The organism is Variovorax sp. P4_B11 (genome assembly GCF_056402355.1).
Map to the genome: position 1 here is coordinate 1 of NZ_JBFUHO010000056.1, position 19846 is coordinate 19846.

The 19846-nt window shown below is 68.8% G+C and carries 15 protein-coding genes and 1 pseudogene; 10 read left to right on the plus strand and 6 right to left on the minus strand.

Features of this window, described 5'->3' with window-relative positions; genetic code table 11:
• Positions 1–227 (plus strand): annotated as a pseudogene (locus tag AC1DYD_RS32385) (hydantoinase B/oxoprolinase family protein); the annotation flags it as partial.
• Positions 228–264: 37 nt separating this feature from the next.
• Positions 265–1866, plus strand: a complete 1602-nt coding sequence (locus AC1DYD_RS32390) for an ABC transporter substrate-binding protein (RefSeq protein ID WP_478176841.1) — start codon at positions 265–267, stop codon at positions 1864–1866.
• Between the two features lie 97 nt (positions 1867–1963).
• On the opposite strand, the gene AC1DYD_RS32395 is transcribed toward AC1DYD_RS32390, so the two are convergent.
• The 6 genes from AC1DYD_RS32395 to AC1DYD_RS32420 form a co-directional block, all read right to left on the minus strand.
• Positions 1964–3694: an ABC transporter ATP-binding protein gene (locus AC1DYD_RS32395; RefSeq protein WP_478176842.1), complete on the minus strand. Its 1731-nt coding sequence runs from the start codon at positions 3692–3694 to the stop codon at positions 1964–1966.
• A gap of 1 nt (position 3695) precedes the next feature.
• Positions 3696–4685, minus strand: a complete 990-nt coding sequence (locus AC1DYD_RS32400) for an ABC transporter permease (RefSeq protein WP_478176843.1) — start codon at positions 4683–4685, stop codon at positions 3696–3698.
• 55 nt (positions 4686–4740) lie between these two features.
• Positions 4741–5724, minus strand: coding sequence for an ABC transporter permease (locus AC1DYD_RS32405; RefSeq protein ID WP_478176844.1), 984 nt, complete (start codon positions 5722–5724; stop codon positions 4741–4743).
• Positions 5721–7949: a rhodanese-like domain-containing protein gene (locus AC1DYD_RS32410; RefSeq protein WP_478176845.1), complete on the minus strand. Its 2229-nt coding sequence runs from the start codon at positions 7947–7949 to the stop codon at positions 5721–5723. The genes AC1DYD_RS32405 and AC1DYD_RS32410 overlap by 4 nt, the downstream gene beginning before the upstream one ends.
• A 216-nt stretch (positions 7950–8165) precedes the next feature.
• Complete coding sequence (locus tag AC1DYD_RS32415) at positions 8166–9626, minus strand: SidA/IucD/PvdA family monooxygenase (protein WP_478176846.1); 1461 nt, start codon at positions 9624–9626, stop codon at positions 8166–8168.
• A gap of 48 nt (positions 9627–9674) precedes the next feature.
• The gene (locus AC1DYD_RS32420; RefSeq protein WP_478176847.1) at positions 9675–10790 is read right to left on the minus strand and encodes an LLM class flavin-dependent oxidoreductase; all 1116 of its coding nucleotides are present in this window, start codon (positions 10788–10790) and stop codon (positions 9675–9677) included.
• 196 nt (positions 10791–10986) lie between these two features.
• On the opposite strand from AC1DYD_RS32420, the gene AC1DYD_RS32425 reads away from it, so the two are divergent.
• The 8 genes from AC1DYD_RS32425 to AC1DYD_RS32460 all read left to right on the plus strand — a co-directional run bounded on the left by AC1DYD_RS32425 (position 10987) and on the right by AC1DYD_RS32460 (position 19840).
• Positions 10987–11871 (plus strand): ABC transporter permease subunit, encoded by an 885-nt coding sequence (locus tag AC1DYD_RS32425; RefSeq protein WP_478176848.1) that lies wholly within the window; start codon positions 10987–10989, stop codon positions 11869–11871.
• Positions 11868–12614, plus strand: a complete 747-nt coding sequence (locus tag AC1DYD_RS32430) for an ABC transporter ATP-binding protein (protein WP_478176849.1) — start codon at positions 11868–11870, stop codon at positions 12612–12614. The genes AC1DYD_RS32425 and AC1DYD_RS32430 overlap by 4 nt, the downstream gene beginning before the upstream one ends.
• 61 nt (positions 12615–12675) lie before the next feature.
• Complete coding sequence (locus AC1DYD_RS32435; protein WP_478176850.1) at positions 12676–13683, plus strand: NrtA/SsuA/CpmA family ABC transporter substrate-binding protein; 1008 nt, start codon at positions 12676–12678, stop codon at positions 13681–13683.
• Positions 13684–13713: 30 nt separating this feature from the next.
• Positions 13714–16029 carry a molybdopterin-dependent oxidoreductase gene (locus tag AC1DYD_RS32440; protein ID WP_478176851.1) on the plus strand — a complete coding sequence of 772 codons (2316 nt, stop codon included), beginning with the start codon at positions 13714–13716 and terminating at the stop codon, positions 16027–16029.
• Positions 16030–16164: 135 nt separating this feature from the next.
• The gene (locus AC1DYD_RS32445; RefSeq protein WP_478176852.1) at positions 16165–17256 is read left to right on the plus strand and encodes an ABC transporter substrate-binding protein; all 1092 of its coding nucleotides are present in this window, start codon (positions 16165–16167) and stop codon (positions 17254–17256) included.
• 4 nt (positions 17257–17260) lie between these two features.
• Entirely contained in the window at positions 17261–18070 is an 810-nt protein-coding gene (locus AC1DYD_RS32450; RefSeq protein WP_478176853.1) for an ABC transporter ATP-binding protein, read from the plus strand.
• On the plus strand, positions 18067–18894 hold the full coding sequence (locus tag AC1DYD_RS32455; RefSeq protein ID WP_478176854.1) for an ABC transporter permease: 828 nt from the start codon (positions 18067–18069) through the stop codon (positions 18892–18894). The genes AC1DYD_RS32450 and AC1DYD_RS32455 overlap by 4 nt, the downstream gene beginning before the upstream one ends.
• Positions 18887–19840 (plus strand): substrate-binding periplasmic protein, encoded by a 954-nt coding sequence (locus AC1DYD_RS32460; RefSeq protein ID WP_478176855.1) that lies wholly within the window; start codon positions 18887–18889, stop codon positions 19838–19840. Before AC1DYD_RS32455 ends, AC1DYD_RS32460 begins: the two co-directional genes overlap by 8 nt.
• Positions 19841–19846 lie beyond the last annotated feature (6 nt).

Here is a 19846-nt window from a genome sequence, read left to right on the forward strand (position 1 = left end):
GGGGCCGGCTGCGGCTGGCCTCGGGCGCCACGCTGCGCGCCAAGGGCCGGCAGATCGTGCCGGCGGGCGACCGGCTGGTTGTCGAGACGCCCGGTGGCGGTGGCCTCGGCGAGCCCTCGAAACGCGATCCGGCACTGGCGGCGCGCGACCTGTGCGAAGGGCTGGTGTCGCCCGAAGCCTCTGCTGCCCATGCGGGTGCCGCGCCGACCGAAACCGTCAGCGCCTGACTCTTCTTCTCTTTTTTCCGACCCTGTTATTCACATCATGTTTTTCTCGTCCCACTCATTCCCGATTCGCAGCGCCCTCCTCGCCGCGCTGCTTGCCGCAGGCCTGGCCGCGCACGCCGCACCGCCCAACCACAGCGGCACGCTCACGCTGCTGTCGACCAGCGAGCCGACCGCGCTCGTCACCATCGGCAACGTCGCCACGCCCATCCTGAGCGTGAGCGCCAAGGTCACCGAAGGCCTGCTGAAGTACGACTACGACGTCAACCCGCAGCCGCAGCTGGCCACCAAATGGGCGATCAGCCCCGACGGCCTGACCTACACCTTCACGCTGCGCCAGGGTGTGAAGTGGCACGACGGCAAAGACTTCAGCTCGGCCGACGTCGCCTACTCGATCGAGCTGCTGAAGAAGATCCACCCGCGCGGGCGCAACACCTTCGCCAACCTCACCGCCATCGACACGCCCGACAAGTACACCGCCATCCTGCGGCTGTCGAAGCCCGCGCCGTACCTGATCCGCGCGCTGGTGGCCACCGAGACGCCGATCGTGCCCAAGCACATCTACGAAGGCACCGACCCGGCGAACAACCCGAACAACAACGCGCCCATCGGCACCGGCCCGTTCAAGTTCAAGGAGTGGGTGCGCGGCAGCCACATCGTGTACGAGCGCAACACCGACTACTGGGACAAGCCCAAGCCCTTCGTCGACCAGCTCATCGTGCGCTTCGTGACCGACCCGGCAGCAGCAGCGGTGGCCTTCGAGACCGGCACGGTCGACCTGGGTTACCGCACGCCCGTGCCGCTCGCGGACCTGGAGCGCCTGAAGAAGGTGCCCGCGCTGCGCTTCGAGACCAAGGGCAACAGCTACTCGTCAAACGTGACGCGGCTGGAGTTCAACCTGGACAACGAGTACTTCAAGAACGAGAAGGTGCGCCAGGCCGTGGCCCACGCCATCGACCGGAACGTGATCGTGAAGGTCGTGAACTACGGCTACGGACAGGTGAGCTATTCGCCGATCGCGCCCGGCCTCAAGGCCTTCCACGATCCGGCGCCCTCGCCCTACGCTTTCGACGTGAAGAAGGCCAATGCGCTGCTCGACGAAGCGGGCTTCCCGAAGAAGGCCGGCGGCGTGCGCTTCAGCGTACCGCTGGACTTCAACCCCATCGGCGCCGACGGCCCGCGCCTGGCGGACTACCTGCGCTCGGCGCTGGCGCGCATCGGCATTGCCGTGACCGTGCGCGCGCAGGACCCGAGCGCCTTCATCAAGCGCATCTATACCGACCGCGACTTCGCCTTCACCCACAACGGCGCGAGCAACCTGTTCGACCCGACCGTGGGCGTGCAGCGGCTGTACTGGTCGAAGAACTTCATCAAGGGCGTGCCCTTCTCCAACGGCACCCATTACCAGAACCCGGTGGTCGACAAGCTGCTGGAGGACGCGGCCGTGGAGAACGACCCGGCCAAACGGGTGAAGCTCTTCAAGGACTTCCAGGACACCGTGGCGCGCGACGTGCCCGACCTGAACCTCTACCAGCCGGTGTTCATCACCATCGCCAACCAGCGCGTGCATGACCACTCGCTGACGGCGGATGGGGTGGAGTCGAACCTGGCTGACGTGTGGGTGGACGAAGCGAAGAAGTAGCGCCCTTCCTGCATCGGCACGCGCCTGAATGCGCGGCGCCGATGACCCCCATTCAGATCGACCTGCGCATGCAGGGGTCTCGAGGCAACAGTGCGGCTCAGGCCGCCTTGCGCTGCTCCACCCCCGGCACCGCCGCGATCAGGCTGCGCGTGTACGGATGCTGCGGCCGATCCCAGATGTCGCGGTGGCTGCCGGTCTCCACGATCTGGCCCTTGTTCATCACCATCACGCGGTCGGCGATGTAGCGCACCACCGAGAGGTCGTGCGAAATGAAGAGGTACGAGAGGCCGAAGTCTTCCTTCAGCTCGACCAGCAGGTTCAGGATCTGCGCCTGCACCGACACGTCGAGTGCCGACACGGGTTCGTCGAGGACCACCAGCGAGGGCCGCAGCACGAGGGCGCGTGCGATGCCGATGCGCTGCCGCTGCCCCCCCGAGAACTCGTTGGGAAACCGCCGCCCCGCATCGGCCGGCAGGCCCACGCGCTCCAGGATGGCCGCGATGCGGTTGCGCCGCTCCGCGCGGTCGGTCACGCCGTGCACCTTGAGCACCGATTCGAGGATGTCGAACACGTTGCGGCGTGGGTTCAGCGACGCATATGGGTCTTGAAACACCATCTGCACGCGGCGCCGCCATGGCTTGAGCGCTTTCTCGGACAGCGGCGCGATGTCAGTCCCGTCGAACACGATGCGGCCCGACGCTGGATTCACCAGCCGCAGCAGCGTGCGCGACAGCGTGGACTTTCCGCAGCCCGACTCGCCCACCAGCCCCACGGTCTCGCCCGCGCGAATGTCGAAGGACACGCCGTCCACCGCGTGCAGCACGCCGCCGCCGCGCTTGGGGTAGTCGGTGCGCAGTTCCTGCACCGACAGCAACGGTTCGCCGGCCGCGGCGCGCACGGGCAAGGCGCGCACGGTCGAGGTGGGCACACGAACATGCAAGGCGAAGGTGCGCACGCCGGTGACGGGGTCGAGGCGCGTCTGGATCTCGGGCAGGCGCGCATCCGCGTAGTGCAGCGCGCTGCCCGCGTGCAGCGACGCACCCAGCAGGCCCTGGGTGTAGGCGTGCGACGGCGCGGCGAAGAGCTTCGACGTGGGCGCTTCCTCGACCTTCTCGCCGCCGTACATCACCGCCACGCGGTCGGCCCATTGGGCGACCAGGCCAAGGTCGTGCGTGATCAGCAGGAGCGCCATGTCGAGCTCGCGGCGCAGGCCGTCGAGCAGCTCGAGGATCTGCGCCTGGATGGTCACGTCCAGCGCGGTGGTGGGCTCGTCGGCCACGAGCAGGCGCGGCTTGCAGGCCACGGCCATGGCGATCATCACGCGCTGGCGCTGGCCGCCCGAGAGGTTGTGCGGATGATCGTCGATGCGCTGGTGCGGCTCCAGAATGCGCACGAGGTCGAGCAGTTCGATGGCGCGCTTGCGGGCCGCGAGGGCCGAGAGCTTTTCATGCCGGAGCAGGGTTTCCTCGATCTGCGCGCCGATGGTGTGCACCGGGTTCAGCGAGGTCATCGGCTCCTGGAAGATCATCGCGATCTCGCGGCCGCGCACCTCGCGCAATTGCGCCGGCGACAGCGCGAGGATGTCGCGCCCGTCGAAGTGGATGTTGCCGCGCAGCACGGAACCGGGCGCGAGCAGGCGCAGCAGCGCGAGCGCGGTGGTCGACTTGCCGCAGCCCGACTCACCGACGAGCGCAAGCGTCTCGCCGCGTTGCAGCGTGAGGTCGAGCCCGCGAACGGCCTGAATGGGACCGTTCGATCCGTGGAAGAAGACGTCGAGGCCGCGCACATCGAGCAGCGGCGGGGTGGGGGTGACCTGGCCGAGCGTCATCTCATTGCCCCCTCAGCCGCGGGTTGAACGCATCGTTGAGCCCATCGCCCACGAGGTTGAGCGCGAGCACCGTCAGGACGATAGCCGCACCCGGCAACGCCGTGAGGTACCACGCCGTGCGCAGCAGCTCGCGGCCCTGGCCGATCATGCTGCCCCAAGACACCGCATTCGGGTCGCCCATGCCGAGGAAGGACAGCGCCGACTCGATGAGGATCGCGCTGGCCACCAGCACCGAGGTCGTCACGATCACCGGCGGCAGCGCGTTGGGCAGCATCTCCTGGAAGATGATGCGTGCATGGCTGAAGCCCTGGCTGCGGGCGGCCAGAACGAATTCGGTTTCGCGCAGCGCACGGAACTCGGCGCGCACCAGCCGCGCGATCACCGGCCATGAAGCCAGGCCGATGGCGAACACGATCACCGGCACCGAGGGCTGGCCGATGGCGACCACCACGATCACGAACAGGAACGACGGCATCGTCTGGAACAGCTCGGTGATGCGCACCAGCACGTCGTCGATGCGACCGCCGAAATAGCCTGCGGTGGCGCCCACGAGCACGCCGATCACCAGGCTCAGCACCGCCGCCACCACTCCCACCGCGAGCGACACGCGGGCGCCATGCGCAATGCCTGCAATGACGTCGCGGCCCAGCGAATCGCTGCCGAGCGGATACGCCGCGTCCTGGCCGGGCCACAGCAGCGGCGGCGCCACCATGTCGAGCGGGTCGCCAGGGTAGAGCCAGGGTGCCAGCAGCGCCAGCACGAGCATGAACACGAGCAGCGCCACGCCCGCCACGGCGGCCGGGTTGCGCAGGAAGGCGCGCAGCGCGGCGTGGCGGCTGGAGACGGGCCTGGTGTCCACTGCGGCTTGGGCGACCTTGGCAACAGGTGCGGCCGGTACAGCCGGCGGCTCGGGGCGACGGGGCGCGACGGGCGCCGGCGGGTGGGTCGACGGATTCGCAATCGCGGAATCGAGTGTGAAAGGTGTGGACATCGCGCGCTCTGAAAGCCTGGATTTTCGAGAAGAGAAGAGAAACCGAAGGCGCGCCTCAGCGCACCTGGATGCGCGGGTCGAGCCACGCGTGCAGCAGGTCGACCAGCATGTTGGCCACGATGACCAGGAGCGAGGACATCAGCAGCACGCCCAGCAGCACGGTGTAGTCGCGGCCCGCCACCGAATCGAAGGCCAGCCGGCCGAGGCCGGGCCAGCTGAAGACGGTCTCGACCACCACCGCGCCGCCCAGCAGCGTGCCAAAGTGCATCCCGGCCACGGTCGTGACCGGAATCAGCGCGTTGCGCAGGATGTGGCGCAGGTTGACACGCCACGGGTGCAGCCCCTTGGCCTCGGCCGTGCGCACGAAGTCCTGCCTCGCCACCTCGAGCATCGCAGCGCGCGTGAGGCGCGAGAAGATCGCGATGTAGAAGCCCGCCATGGCCAGCGCCGGCAGCACCAGGTGCCGCGCCACATCGACCGCGTGCGTCCAGCCCGTGTAGCCCGCGCCGATGCTCTCGCTGCCGCCCGTGGGCAGCCAGCCCAGGTGCACCGAGAAGAGCACGATGGCCATCAGGCCCAGCCAGAAGCCTGGCGTGGAATACAGCAGCAGCGCCAGCACAGAGAGCGTGCGGTCCTGCCAGCGGCCCACGCGGGTGGCCATGAGCGTTCCCGCCGCGATGCCGGTGGCCAGCGCGAAGGCCAGCGCCGTGACCATCAGCAGCAGCGTGTTGCCCAGGCGCGCGCCGATCAGCGTCGCCACCGGCATGTTGTAGCGCGGCGAAACACCCAGGCTGAGGTGCGCCAGGTTGTTGAGGTAGGCGCCCAGCTGATGCAGCACGGGCAGGTCCAGGCCGAAGTGCGCGCGCAGCTGCGCCATGCTTTCGACGGTGGCGGAGCCCGACTCGGCCGCCACCACGTCGGCGGCGTCGCCCGGAATCCATTGCATCAGCACGAAGTTCAGAAGGATCACGCCGATGACGGTCGGCACGGCCTGCCATGCGGTGCGCACCAGCGTGCCGCCTGCGCTGGGCAGGTTCATGAAGCCACCGCCTCGCTCGGCTTGACCAGGCGGATGCCCACGTCGCCTTCACGCTCCAGTTGCGCCACGAGGCTGATCTCCCAGTCGAGATACTGCTTGAACCCCTCATCGCGCTTGGCCAGGTCGACGTGCGCGTAGGGGCTATACCAGTGGTCGTCGTCGCCGGTGAGCACGCCTTCGGGGCCGGAGGCCGTGGGCAGGCGCGCGTCGACCCAGGCCTGGGTGCCACCCGCAATGGCGCGCACGCTGCGGCCGGTGCGTGCCGCCAGCTCGGCCGCCACGGTGCGTGCAAGCACGCCGTCGGACGACGTGAGCACGATGGCCTGCGACACAGGCAGGTCGGCGATGAACTCCTGCAGCCGGTCGGGCACCGCGAAACGGGCACCCGCGACATGCCGCCGCTCGTAGGCCGCGCGGCGCTCGACGTCGAACACCACCGCGGTGCCGGCCCCCAGGGCCGGGGCCGCCTTGCGCGGCGCGATGTCCGGCGCTGACGCACGCAACGACAGCACGCGCACCGGCTCGGGCCCGAGCACCAGCACGGGCAAGGCGGGCGGCGACAGCACGAATACCTCATGTCCGCCGAGCTGCGCAAGCCATGCGCCGGTGGTCAGCGCGCGCACGCCGTCCCAGTCGGCCAGCACGATGCGCGCGCGCCGGGTGCCCACGTACTCGTCGGTGGCCTGCACCAGCTGGCCGCCCGGCGCCCAGCGCCAGCCTTCGAGGTGGCCGGCTTGGTATTCCTGGCGGGTGCGCACGTCGAAACGGTAGAGCGAGCGTTCGTCGGACTCGACCTCGAAGCGCGTGAGCGTGGCCGCGTCGATACGGCGCACGCCGGCGCGCGCAGCCACGTCCTCGGCGCGTGCGCGGGCGCTCTGCCGCGCCTGCTCGCCCGGCTCGGGCAGCGGCGCGGCGCGGCCATGGGCCAGCTCGCGGCCCGCCAGCAGCCAGGCCATGGTGCCGTCCTTGAGCGACACCACCTTGTTGGGAATGCCCGCGTCGATGAGCGTCTGCGCACCCACGATACTGCGCGTGCGGCCGGCGCAGTTGACCACAACCAGCGTCTCGGGTCGCGGAGCGAGTTCCTGGATGCGGTAGACGAGTTCGGCGCCCGGGAGGCTGTGGGCGAACGGCAGGCTGAAATCGGCGAACTCCTCGGGCGTGCGGCTGTCAACCACCACGATGTCGTCGCCGCGCTCCACGCGCTGGTGCAGTTCGTCGACCGAGATCCATGGCGTGTGCTTCTGGTGCTCGATGACCTCTCCGAAGGCCTTGCTCGGCACGTTGCTGCCGCTGAAGAGCTCGTAGCCCGCAGCCGCCCAGCCTTGCGTGCCGCCGGCCAGCACGGACACATTGCGCCAGCCCAGGCGCACCAGCTTGGCTGCGGCTTCGTGCGCAAGCGATTCGTCGGCATCGGTCAGCACGATGCGGGTGGTGCGGCGTGGCACCAGGCGGTCGATCTGCACCTCCAGACGCCACAGCGGCGCCGAGACGGCCAGCAGAATGTGGTTGCGCACGAAGACGCCGGTTTCGCGCACATCGAGCAGCGCGATTTCGTCACCGTCAGAAAGCGCCGTCTTCAGCGCCTGCGGCGTGATGGCCGGATGGCGGATGTTCTTCGGCGGCGCGAAGTAGCGGAAGCTGCCGCCCTCCTTGCCTTCGAACACCACGCGCTGGTCGAGCAGCTCGAGCGCGCGGCCGTAGAAATGCAGGTGGCGCCCGTCCAGGCCGTCCACGAGCTCGATGGTGTGCACGTCGGTCGGCGAGAGCACCACCGCCGAGCCGGCCGCGACGTCGACGGTGCGCTGGTGGACGAGCGTGTCGTGTGCCGGGTCGCTCGTCTTCTCGCGGCGGAAGAGCGCGTTGCGCTCGTTGCCTTCCACGCCGGCGATCACCGCCCAGGTCGTGTGGTCATGCGGCGGCTGCGCCTTGCCCGCGAGACCGGCCGACAGGTAGAGCGCGAAGCCGCCGTCGGCGTCCTCGGCCAGTCGGTAGACCTGCGAGGGGCGCTGGACATCGACGGGGAAGTGGGCGGCCGGGAACAGCGACCGGTGCTGACCGAGGCTGACCAGCGCGTCGGCGACCGCCTGCAGGGCGTCATCGCTCGCGCCGGCGCCCGGTTGCAGCAGGCCACGGGCCTGGGCCAGGAAGGCGTCGACGACGCGCGCACGGGCGCTGGCAATGTCGTTTCCCGCGGTGTCGACGGGAAGATCGGTGAGGTTCATGGGGGACTTTCGGGGAAAGAAGAAGGCAATCCTGCGGTCAGGGTACGCAGCCGCCCGCGCGCGCCAAACGAAGTTTTTCTTCTACGCATATCCGATTTGCTTCGTTCGCCCGGGCCATCGTGGTGCCACCGACTTCCGCAGCTACCTGGCGCGCGCCCATCCAGACAGCAGGCATCACCCTGCCCTGATCCAGCGCGGGGCCGGTACTGTTCACGCTCAGGCCGCGAGCCGCTGGGTGCCGGCCTGCCAGACGGCACTGGCATAGAGTTCGTCGCCGAAGTCCGGCGGCACGTCGGCACGCGTGCGCGCCTCGTGCAGCGCAAGGTCGGCCAGCAGCAGGTCTTCGCTGATGCGGCGTACCACCGCGGGCACGTAGCCGCGGATGCTCGGCACGTCGCCCAGTGGCAGGCCGGTGCTGGCGAATCCGCCCGGGTTGTAGGTGTGGATGTCGCGCAGCCAGGGTGCGGCGCCTGGGATCTTCTCCAGGTATTCGAGCCCGGCGCCGAGGTAGGGCGCTGCACCCAGTTCATCGTCGCGCTCATGCACGGGCGGCGTGAAGCGGTCGCGCCAGCGCAAGACCTGCTCGGCGATGCCGGCCAGCACCGGCCGCTGCGAGAGCTCGTGGGTGTAGCCGGTGCCGGCGACCACAAAGTCGAAATGGAAGGTCTCGTCGTGCACAGAGGCCACCACCTGGCCGTCGCGCACCTGCGCGCCTTGCCACGGCGCCGCCAGATGCAGGTGGAAGTTCGGAAACCCCAGCGCCCGCTGCACCGAGTCGGCCGGCGGCGTGGTGCCCAGGCGCCGGTAGCGCGCCGCGTGGTGCCAGCGCGTGGCGTCGGGCAGCGCCAGGTAGTTGTCGTACAGGCCCGGGTACCCGCGTACCCGCGCCACCGGCGTGGCGGCCAGGCGGTCGCGGCGCGCGAACAGGTGCACGGCGGCGGCACCGCTTTCGAGCGCGACGGCGGCCGCGTCGAAGGCCGAAGCCGCCGCGCCGATCACGGCCACGGTCTTGCCGGCGAGCACCGCGAAATCGATCGCATGGCCGGTGTGCGCGGCAAGGCCCTTGTCCACGGCGGTGTGCAGCAGATCGGGAATGAAGGGCGCGCCGCTACCGGCCACGCCGTTCGCGAAGATCAGCTTGCGCGCTGTTTCCGTGCGCGGCTGTCCGTCCACTTCGAGGTGCAGCCTGAAACGTTGCACCGCCCCGCCCGGCACGGGTTCGAAGCGCAACAGCCGCGTGCCGTAGCGCACCGTGGTGCCCGTGATGCCACGAAACCAGTCCAGATAGCTTGCCCAGTCGGTGCGCCCGATGCGGTCGATGGCGGCATAGGCTTCTTGGCCGTGTCGCGATTCGTACCAGGCCTGGAAGCCCAGCGCCGAGACCGGGCCTTCGGGCCCCACGAGGTTCTTCAGCGTCCGCAGCTTGTGCATACGCGCACGCGTGAGCCACACGCCGGATTGCGAGGCATCGACCGCCGCATCGATCACGCTCACGCCGCCGATGCCCGCGCGCTGCAGCGCGAAGGCGAAGGCACTGCCGATCTGGCCGCCGCCTACGACAAGCACGTTGTGATCGACGCCTTCGTGCGCGGGTACCCAGTTGGCGGGGGCGGGGCCGAGCAGGCGCAGGGCTTCGCGGGCGGCGTGATCAGGATGAACGGTGGGCAAGGAACTCATGGGCAGCAGTTGTCGGGTGGAGATGTGCGGGTGAAATCGAAAGAAGCATCAGGCCTTCCGGCGCGCAGCGACCTCGTCCCGGCGCGCCGCGCCCTCACGCAGCAACGGCACAAGCGCACGGCCGTAGTCCTGCGCATCGGTGCGCGGGTCGAAGCCGCGGAACAGGAAATTGCTCACTCCCACGTCGTAGTAGGCGAGCAGCGCCTCGGCCACCTGCTCGGGCGTGCCGACGATGGCGGTGGTGTTGCCGGGCGCATTGGTGGCCGCGGCCACGCCCATGAAGAGACGCTCGTCGAGCACCTCGCCCTTCTTCACCAGGGCGAGCAGCCGGCGCGAGCCTTCGTTCTCCGCGGTTTCCGACGGTGGCTCCACGCCTGCGAACACCTTCGACTTTCCGCTCCACAGGCCCACCTCGCGCGTGGTCTGCGCGATCTCGCGGGCCTTCTTCCATGCTGCATCCTCGGTGTCGGCCACGATGGCGCGAATGGAGATGCTGAAGCGCGGCGTGCGCCCGTGGCGGGCCGCTTCCGCGCGTGCGCGCGATACCAGCTCCCGCGTTCCGTCGAGCGTCTCGCCCCACAGCGCATACAGGTCGGCGTGCTTCGCGGCCACTTCAATGGCGGATTCCGAGGCCCCGCCGAAGGACACGGGAACGTGCGGCTTCTGCAGCGGCTTGAGCTCGGAGAAGGCCGATGCGAAGCGGTAGTGCTCGCCCTCGTGGTCGATGGGTGTGTCGCTGGTCCAGATGCGACGCAGGATGTCAAGGTACTCGTCGGTGCGTGCATAGCGGGCGTCGTGCGTGAGGTAGTCGCCGTCGCGCCGCTGCTCGGCATCGCGCCCGCCGGTGATGATGTGCACGCGCAGCCGCCCGCCGGCGAAGTGATCGAGCGTGGCGAGCTTGCGCGCCGCCAGCGTCGGCGACACGAAGCCCGGGCGATGCGCCAGCAGGAACACCAGGCGCTGCGTGACGCCTGCAGCGCGCGCCGCCGTCAGAAAGTTGTCGGCCCAACCCGCGTTGTGCGGCAGCAGCACGCCATCGAAGCCCGCGTCTTCATGGGCCTTGGCGGTGCGTTCGATGTGCGCGATGTCGAAGGCCGGCCCTTCGGCCGGGATCGTCTCCGAGAAGAGACGCGGATACAGGGTGCCGTAAAGCTCGATGGTCATGGGGTTTCCTTGGGCAGGCACTCACCCTCGAAAGCAACAGCGGAGATTGTTCTGGCGTTCGCCACCCATGCGAAGCACGAAATTCGCATACGTTGATCCGGTTTTGTTCTTTGGGTTCTGCGACGGCGAGCGATAGCCTGCGCGCATCCCCTCAGACAGGGAGCCCCCGGACCACGCATTGGAAAGCCTCGCCACCATGTCCCACGTCTTCGACAACCTGCCGCTGCCGACGGCCACGAGTGCCGGTACTGCCAGTACTGGCGGCACCGTCGACACCGCGCCAAGAAAACCCGCGCCACGCGCGCTGTCGCGCAACAAGCTGCTGCTCATCTCCTGGCTGGTTCCCGCTTTCGTGCTCGTGGTGTGGGAACTGGCAGCGCGCGCAGGCTACCTGTCGATCCACGTGCTGCCGGCACCCAGCAAGGTGGCCGCCACCGCGTGGCGGCTCATTCAAGAGGGCCGCCTGATCAGCGACATGGGCACCAGCCTGCTGCGCGCGGCCACCGGCTTCGTGATCGGCGGCTCGATCGGCTTTGCGCTGGGCACGATAGTGGGCTTCTCTCGGCTGGCCGAAGCGCTGCTCGACCGCAGCATCCAGATGATCCGCGCCATTCCCTTCCTTGCCATGCTGCCGCTGGTGATCGTCTGGTTCGGCGTGGACGAAGGCGGGAAGATCTTCCTTGTTTCGCTGGGTGTGATGTTCCCCATATACATCAACACCGTGCTCGGCATCCGCCAGGTCGACCCGAAGCTGGTGGAGCTCGGCCGGGTCACCGGGCTGAGCAACGCCACGCTGATCCGCCGCATCGTACTGCCGGGCGCGCTGCCCTCGATCCTCGCGGGCGTGCGCTATGCGCTGGCCGTTGCGTGGCTGGCGCTGGTGATCGCCGAGACCATCGCCACCAGTTCGGGCATCGGCTACCTGGCGCTGGATGCGCGCGAGTTCCTGCGCACCGACGTGATCGTGCTGACCATCGTGGTCTACGCGACCATCGGCGTCGCATCCGACGCGGTGGCGCGCCTGCTCGAACGGCGGCTGCTCGCCTGGCACCCCAACTACGCGGCGGGAGGCCGAAAATGAGCGCGCACGAACGACAGGCACCGCACCTGCACGAAGCGCCCGCCGTGGTCGTGCGCGGCTTGCGCCGCCGCTACGGCGAGCGCACCGTGATCGGCGGGCTCGACCTGCGCATCGCACGCGGCGAATTCGTCGCCCTGCTCGGCGAAAGCGGCTGCGGCAAAACCACCCTGCTGCGGGCGCTCGCCGGGCTGGACGCGATCGACGGCGGCCGCATCGATGGTCCGAGTCAGCCGGCCGTGGTGTTCCAGGAGCACCGGCTGCTGCCCTGGGAATCGCTCTGGCGCAACGTATCGCTTGGCCTGGACGACCGCACCGGCAAGACGCTGGCGCAGGCCGCGCTCGCTGAGGTCGGGCTCGGCGACCGCCTCGAGGACTGGCCGCGCAACCTGTCGGGCGGGCAGGCGCAGCGCGTGGCCTTGGCGCGCGCGCTGGTGCGCGAACCCCGGCTGCTGCTGCTCGACGAACCCTTTGCCGCGCTCGACGCGCTCACCCGCATTCGCATGCACGGCCTGGTGAAGGAACTGGTGCACCGGCACCGACCCGGCGTGCTGCTGGTCACCCACGACGTGGACGAAGCCATTGCGCTCGCCGACCGCGTGCTCGTGATGCGCGACGGCGCGATCGCGAGCGAATACAAGGTGTCGCCCCAAGCCAATGCCCGGCGCACCCATCCAGATGCCGCGGCCCTGCGCGAGGCCCTGCTGGCCGAACTGGGCGTGGCGGCCGAGAGCGCCGACGTCTGATCCGCCCGTTGCTTCTCTCCTTTACCGAGCTCTCCCCTTTTCATTGTCAGGCCTCTCTCCCATGACCGCTTCGTTCTCCGCAGCCTCGCGCCGCAGCTTCCTGCAAACCGCCTTGGTCGGCGCGGGTACCCTCGCCTCGGGCCTGGTCCAGGCTCAAGCCACCGGCAGCGCCAAGCCCACGCGCAACACCGACACCGTGCGCCTCACCTGGGGCCGCGGCGGCCTGCCCGCGCTGGCCAAGAACCGCGGCGAGTTCGAGAAGCTGCTGGCCAAGGACGGCATCAAGGTGCAGTGGATCGGCCCTTTCCCCAACCATGCGCCGTCGCTGCAGGCCGTCACCGGCGGCAGCGCCGACTTCGGCTTCGGCGGCAGCACCACGCCTGCGCTGGCGGCGATGCTCGCGGGCTCACCGCTGGTGTTCACGCAGTTCGCCATCGTCGAGCCGCGCAGCACCGCGATCATCGCCAAGGACGGCTCGGGCATCGACAAGGTGCCGGACCTGGTGGGCAAATCGGTGGCGGTGAACCGCTCGGGCCTCGGCGAGTTCCTGCTCGTGGCGGCGCTCGAGAAGCACAACATCGACCGCAGCAAGGTGAAGTTCGTGTACCTCAATCCGCCCGACGCCGGGCCGGCCTTCGCACAGGGAAAGATCGACGCCTGGTCGATGTGGAGCCCGGGCGTGGACATCGCGCGCAGCGAGTACAAGGCGCACGACGTCTTCTTCGAAGGCCGCGACCTCGACTTCGTGATCGACTTCAATTCCTACGTGACGCACCGCAAGTTCTCGGAAGAAAACGCGGCCATCGTGCGCGCGGTGAACGCGGCCTATTCGGCCGAGGCCAAGTGGGTCACCGAGCACCCCGTGGAGGCCGAGACGCTGAATCAGCAGGACGCGGGCTACAGCGACGCGGTGCGCGACACGCTCGTGAAACTCAAGCGGCGCTGGGACGTGCACGGCGTGCAGGACACGAAGTTCATCCAGGAATTCCAGAAAGCGGCCGATTGGCTGTCGGACCGCAAGATCTTGCCGGAAAAGGCCAAGGTCACCGACTACCTGGCGCGCATCTGAACGCGCGCCTGAACATCTGACGCCTTGCACATGGGTCTCACATCGACGCACTGGGGCGTGTATCGACCCATTGTCGAGGGCGGCCGGCTCACCGGCATGCGACCGGCCGCATGGGACACCGACCCCTCACCTATCGGCCAATCGATACCGGGCGCCATCGATTCCCCGACGCGCGTGCGGCGGCCCGCGGTGCGCCGCGGCTTTCTCGATGCGGCCACGCGCCATTCGAGCCGCACGCAGCGCGGCCTGGAGCCGTTCGTCGAAGTGCCATGGGACGAAGCGCTCGACCTGGTCGCGCAGGAGTTGCATCGGTGCAAAGATGCCCACGGCAACCGCGCGATCTTCGGCGGCAGCTACGGCTGGTCGAGCGCGGGGCGCTTCCACCATGCGCAGAGCCAGCTCCACCGCTTCCTGAACGGCTTCGGTGGCTACGTGTACAGCAAGGACAGCTACAGCCTCGGCGCGGGCCGCGTGCTGCTGCCGCACATCGTCGACGACATGGATGCGCTGCTGCAGAACCATACCGCGTGGGACGTCTTGGAACAGCACTGCGAACTGTTCGTCGCGTTCGGTGGCCTGCCGCTTCGCAATACGCAGGTGAGTCCAGGAGGGGCGAGCGACCATGGCGTCGGGCGCGCGCTGCGGCAAATGGCCGCGGCGGGCCGCACCGCATTCATCAACGTCAGCCCGATGCGCGGCGACCTCGACGCCGTGCCCGGCGCGGAGTGGCTGCCAGTGCGTCCCGGCACCGACACGGCGCTGATGCTGGGCCTGGCCTTCGTGCTGATCGACGAGCGGCTGCACGACGAGGCCTTCTGCCGCAGCCACGCGGTAGGCTTCGACGAGGTGCGCGACTACATCCTCGGCACGTCGGACGGCGTTCCCAAGACGCCCGCTTGGGCCGCGGAACGCACTGGCATCGAGGCAGGCGCCATCGCGGCGCTGGCACGGCGCATGGCCGCGCATCGCACCACGATCAACTGCACCTACTCGCTTCAACGAGCACGCCACGGCGAGCAACCGTTCTGGATGACGGTGACGCTCGCGGCGCTGCTCGGCCAGATCGGCCTCCCCGGCGGCGGCTTCGGCCTGGGCTACGGCTGCATGAACTACGTCGGCAGCGGGTACGGCAGCTTCTCGGGCGCTCGACTGCCGCAGGGCACCAACGCCGTGAAAGACTTCATTCCGGTGGCGCGCATCGCCGATATGCTGCTGCACCCCGGTACCTCCTTCGACTACAACGGCGGCCGGCACCGGTATCCCGACGTGCGCTTCGTCTACTGGGCGGGTGGCAACGTGTTCCATCACCACCAGGACCTGAACCGCACCATCGAGGCGTGGCGCAGGCCCGAGACCATCGTGACGCACGAGCAGTACTGGACCGCCCAGGCGAAGTATTCCGACATCGTGCTGCCCGCCACCACTGTGCTGGAGCGCGACGACATCGGCAGCGCGGGCGGCGAGCGCTTCATGATCGCGATGCACGCGGCGATCGCCCCTGTGGGCGAGGCGCGCGACGACTACACGGTGTTCGCGCAACTTGCCGCACGGCTCGGGTTCGCCGAGACGTACACCGAAGGCCGTGATGCGCGGCAGTGGCTTCGGCACCTCTACGAAGCCTCGCGCCCCCGGGCGGAGGCCGAGGGCATCGTGCTGCCGGCGTTCGACGATTTCTGGCAGGCCGGACAGCTCGACGTGTCCCGCGCGAAGACAATGCCGGCCGACCCCGTGGTGCTGCTGGCGGCCTACCGATCCGATCCGCGGGCCCATGCGCTGCCCACGCCCTCGGGTCGCATCGAACTCCATTCGAAGCGCATCGCGGCTTTCGGCTACGACGACTGCGCGGGCCACGCGCGCTGGTACGAGCCAGACGCCTCCTCCTGGCCGATCCACCTGCTGTCGAACCAGCCGGCCACGCGACTGCACAGCCAGTACGACCACGGCCGCGTCAGCCGCGCGGCGAAGATCGCGGGGCGCGAGCCGATCACGCTGAACGCGCAGGACGCGCGGCGGCGCGGCATCGCCGAAGGCGACGTGGTGCGCGTGTTCAATGCGCTGGGCGCGTTCCTCGCGGGCGCGGTGCTGTCCGACGGCGTGCTCCCCGGCGTGGCGCAGATCGCCACCGGCGCCTGGTATGACCCGCTCGATGCCCACACGCCGGGCAGCCTGGAGAAGCACGGCAATCCGAACGTGGTGGCACCGGACATCGCAAGCTCGCGCCTCGGTCAGGGGTGCGCCGCGCAGAGCGCCCGCGTGGAGGTGGCGCTGTGGACCAGCCCGCTGCCGCCCGTGACCGCCTTCGAGCCGCCCGCGTTCGCGGTGCTCGACAGCGAGGCGGTGGCATAGGCTGCCCCTGTCCGCAAGCACGCACGCGCATGCCGCATATGCATGCGCGCTTTTCTTCGTTGCTGCGCGCCCAGGTGCTTCCTACGATTGGCGCTTCCCAACCAGTCCTGCGCTCCGCCCCCGGAGCCCGACACCATGCCCATCGAGACGCCCTCTTCCAGCCTCGGCGCCCGCGCTCTGCCTTCACGCCGCCTGGCGCTCAAGACCCTTGCTTCGCTTGGCGCCGCAGGCGGCCTCGGGGGCCTCTTGCTGGCAGGCTGCTCGCCCGGCGACAACCAGGGTGCTGCTGCCGGCGGCCCGGCGGTGGTCAAGAAAACCGGCGACAAGGTCGCCTTCAAGTATCCCGACAATCCCTCGTTCGACCTGATCTACCTGGCCGACCAACTCGGCTACTTCGAGGGCACGAACACGTACCCGCAGTACGTCGGCAAGATCGCGGCGCCACAGATCATTCCGCTGGTGGGCACGGGCGAGATCGACTTCGGCAGCCGCATGGTGCCGCTGGTGATCTCGGCCATCGCCTCGGGCGCTGACCTGAAGGTGATGGCTGCCGGCGGCAAGACGCTGCAGGAGGCGCCGCACATGAAATACTTCGTGCGCAAGGATTCGGGAATCCGCAAACCGAAGGACCTCGAAGGCAAGACCATCGGCTTCAACAGCTTCGGCGCCTGCGCCGAGTTCGTCACCAAGAAGTACCTGCGCCAGCATGACGTGGACGTGAGCAAGATCAACTTCGTGGTCATTCCTGACGAGCAGGCGGAGCAGACGCTGGTGACGCGCAACACCGACCTGGCCATCATCCACGCCCCTTTCTCGGGCCGGGCCGAGAACGCGGACCAGTTGCTGCGGCTGTGGAGCGATTTCGACCTTGACGGCGGGCTCGGCGGCATGGCGCCCTACAGCGCCCACGGCCGCTTCATCCGCGAGCACCCCGAGTCCGTGCGCGACGTGGTCACCGCGCTGGCGAAGGCGGGCAACTGGGTCAATGCCAACCCGGAAGAGGCGCGCAAGCTGGTGGCCAAGCGCATCGGCATGGACCTGAAGAACGTTGATCGCTATGCCTATGTGGAGGACCTGGTGGTGACCGAGCCGCCGATCCAGTACTACGTCGACATCCTGCAATCCGAAGGGAAGATTCCTGCCGGCAAGGTGTCCGTGAAGGAGGTCTACACGAACGAGTTCAACCCCTTCGCGCAACAGCAGCAACAGCAACCGGCGAAGACCTGACGCGATGGGCATCAAGATCTCGGCCCGCGAGGTGCGGATGGACTATGCGGCGCGAGGCGCCAGCGAACGCGTGTCCGTGCTCGAGGGCTTCGACCTCGATGTGCGCGAGGGCGAATTCCTGTCGGTACTCGGCCCGTCCGGGTGCGGCAAGTCGACCTTCCTGGGCATCCTTGCCGGGCTGACCGAACGCACCGGCGGGCGCATCACGATCGACGGCCAGCCGATCGCCGGCATCAACCGCAACCAGGGCGTGGTGTTCCAGGGCTATGCGCTCTTTCCATGGCTGTCGGTGCTCGACAACATCGCCGTGGGCCTCGAGATTCGCGGCCTGGGCAAGGCGGCGCGGCGGCGCACCGCACAGGAGTACCTGGAGTTGGTCGGCCTGCACGGGTTTGGCGAGCGCTACCCGCACGAGATCTCCGGCGGCATGAAGCAGCGCGTGGCCATTGCCCGCTCGCTCGCCTACGAACCCGATGTGCTCTTGATGGACGAGCCCTTCGCCGCGCTCGACGCGCAGACACGCGAAGTGCTTCAGGGCGAACTGCTGCGCATCTGGGAGCAGCACCGCAAGACCATCGTCTTCATCACGCACAGCCTGGAAGAAGCGGTGTACCTCTCGGACCGGGTGGCGGTGATGACGCAGCGGCCGGGCCGCATCAAGGACATCATCGACATTCCGCTCGCTCGGCCACGCTCGGCCGAGCTGCGCCACACGGCGGAGTTTGCCGCCCTGCGGCATCGCGCCTGGGAGGTGCTGAAGGATGAGGTCCAGCTCGGCCTGCGGCCGAAGTCCCTGCAAGGGGTGGTGTCGTGAGCGCGGTGCTCGACGCGCCGGTGGTTCGCCCACCCAGCCGCATCTTCCGCATCGCGCGTAGCGCCGGCCGCTGGGCCGAGCGCGGCATCGGCATCGTGCTCTTCCTGTTGCTGTGGGAGGCCCTGCCCCGCCTGGGCATCGTGAGCGACGCGTACCTGAGCCCGCCGTCGGCCGTGTTGACCAGCATCGGCCAACTGCTGGACAACGGACAGTTGTGGAAACACGTCGCGGCCAGTCTGCAGCGTTCGCTGTGGGGACTGGTGCTCGCCAGCAGCGCGGGCGTGGTGCTGGGCCTGCTGATTGGCGGCTTCAGGCGCCTGGCCGCCATCGTCGATCCGGTGCTGCAGCTCTTTCGCCAGACCTCGGCCTTCGCGCTCTTCCCGGTGTTCATCCTGTTCCTGGGCATCGGCGAGCTCTCGAAGGTGGCGATCATCTTCTGGGCCTCGTTCTGGCCCGTGCTGCTGAGCACCGTGAGTGGCGTGAAGCAGGTCGACCGGCTGCTGGTGAACTCGGCGTTGTCAATGGGCGCGTCACGCGGCTTCATCTTCTTCAAGGTGGTGCTGCCGGCCTCGCTGCCGTCGATCTTCACGGGCGTGCGGCTGGCCGGCGCGTACAGCATCACCGCGCTGGTGGCGGCCGAGATGATCGGCGCGCACTCCGGCCTGGGCTTTCTCACGCTGAATTCGCAGGAGACCTTCCAGATTCCGACCATGTATGCGGGCATCCTGATGCTGGCGGTGCTCGGCCTGCTGCTGAACTATTTGCTCGCGCTGTTGGAGCGCCGGCTGCTGCGCTGGCGCAAGGGGTTGAGTCTCGATGAATGAACACAAGCAGCATGCGCAGACACGGACCCGGGCCGCCGCCGGCACGGTTCTGGCGGTGACCGTCGCCCTGGCCGCGCTCGGCAGCATCGGCGGCTCGTGGTCGTTCGCGGACCCTACCGACCCGGGCTTGCCCGCATCGCCGACATGGCTGCGGCGGCTGCTGGAGACCGCACCGCCGCTTGCCCATCTGCCGAAAGGGCCCGTGCTGAACCGTGCGGTGGCAAGCGGTGTATTGGTCGTCGGCGTGCGACGCTATCCGCGCCCCGCCCCGCCAGAAGCACCCACGCCGCCCGAGCCTGACGCCTTCGACGCCACGCTCGCGCGCCAGCTTGCGGACGCCCTCGGCGTGAAGCTCAGGCTGGTCGGCCTGGCACCTGATGAGCGGGAAGCCGCATTGCGCGACAGACGTATCGACTTGTTGATTGCCGGCGTGGCGAAGGAGGAAGCGCCGCAGCAGGGCATCGCTGCGGCGCCAGGCAGCTACGACACGGGCCGCGGCCTCTTGGTGGCCCTGCGGCGCGGCCGGCTGCAGGACGAGGCCGGCCTGCGCGGCGCTTCGGTCTGCGTCGGCGAAGGCTCCGGCTACGCGGGCGCGGTGGCGCAACGCTACGGCGCACAGCCGCGCAGCTACCCGTCGTCGGTGCATGCGGCCTCGGCCTTCATGGCGGGCGAATGCTCGGCACTGGCCGAAGACAGTGAAGTGCTGGAACGGCTCATGCGCAACGAGGAGTGGCGATTCTACAAACCACTGGTCCAGGGCCTGCAAGCGCGCTCGGACGCATCGGTGCGACTGGCCGATGGCGATGCGCTGTCGCGCGACTACGTGGCCACGGCGCTGCGCCAGTGGCGTGCCGACGGCACCCTGGCAAAGGCGCGCGTTGCGCGCGCGGGCAATCTGCAGTTCGAGATCACGCTGCTCAAGGACGGGCTGGTCTGTCACTCCTGAGCGGAT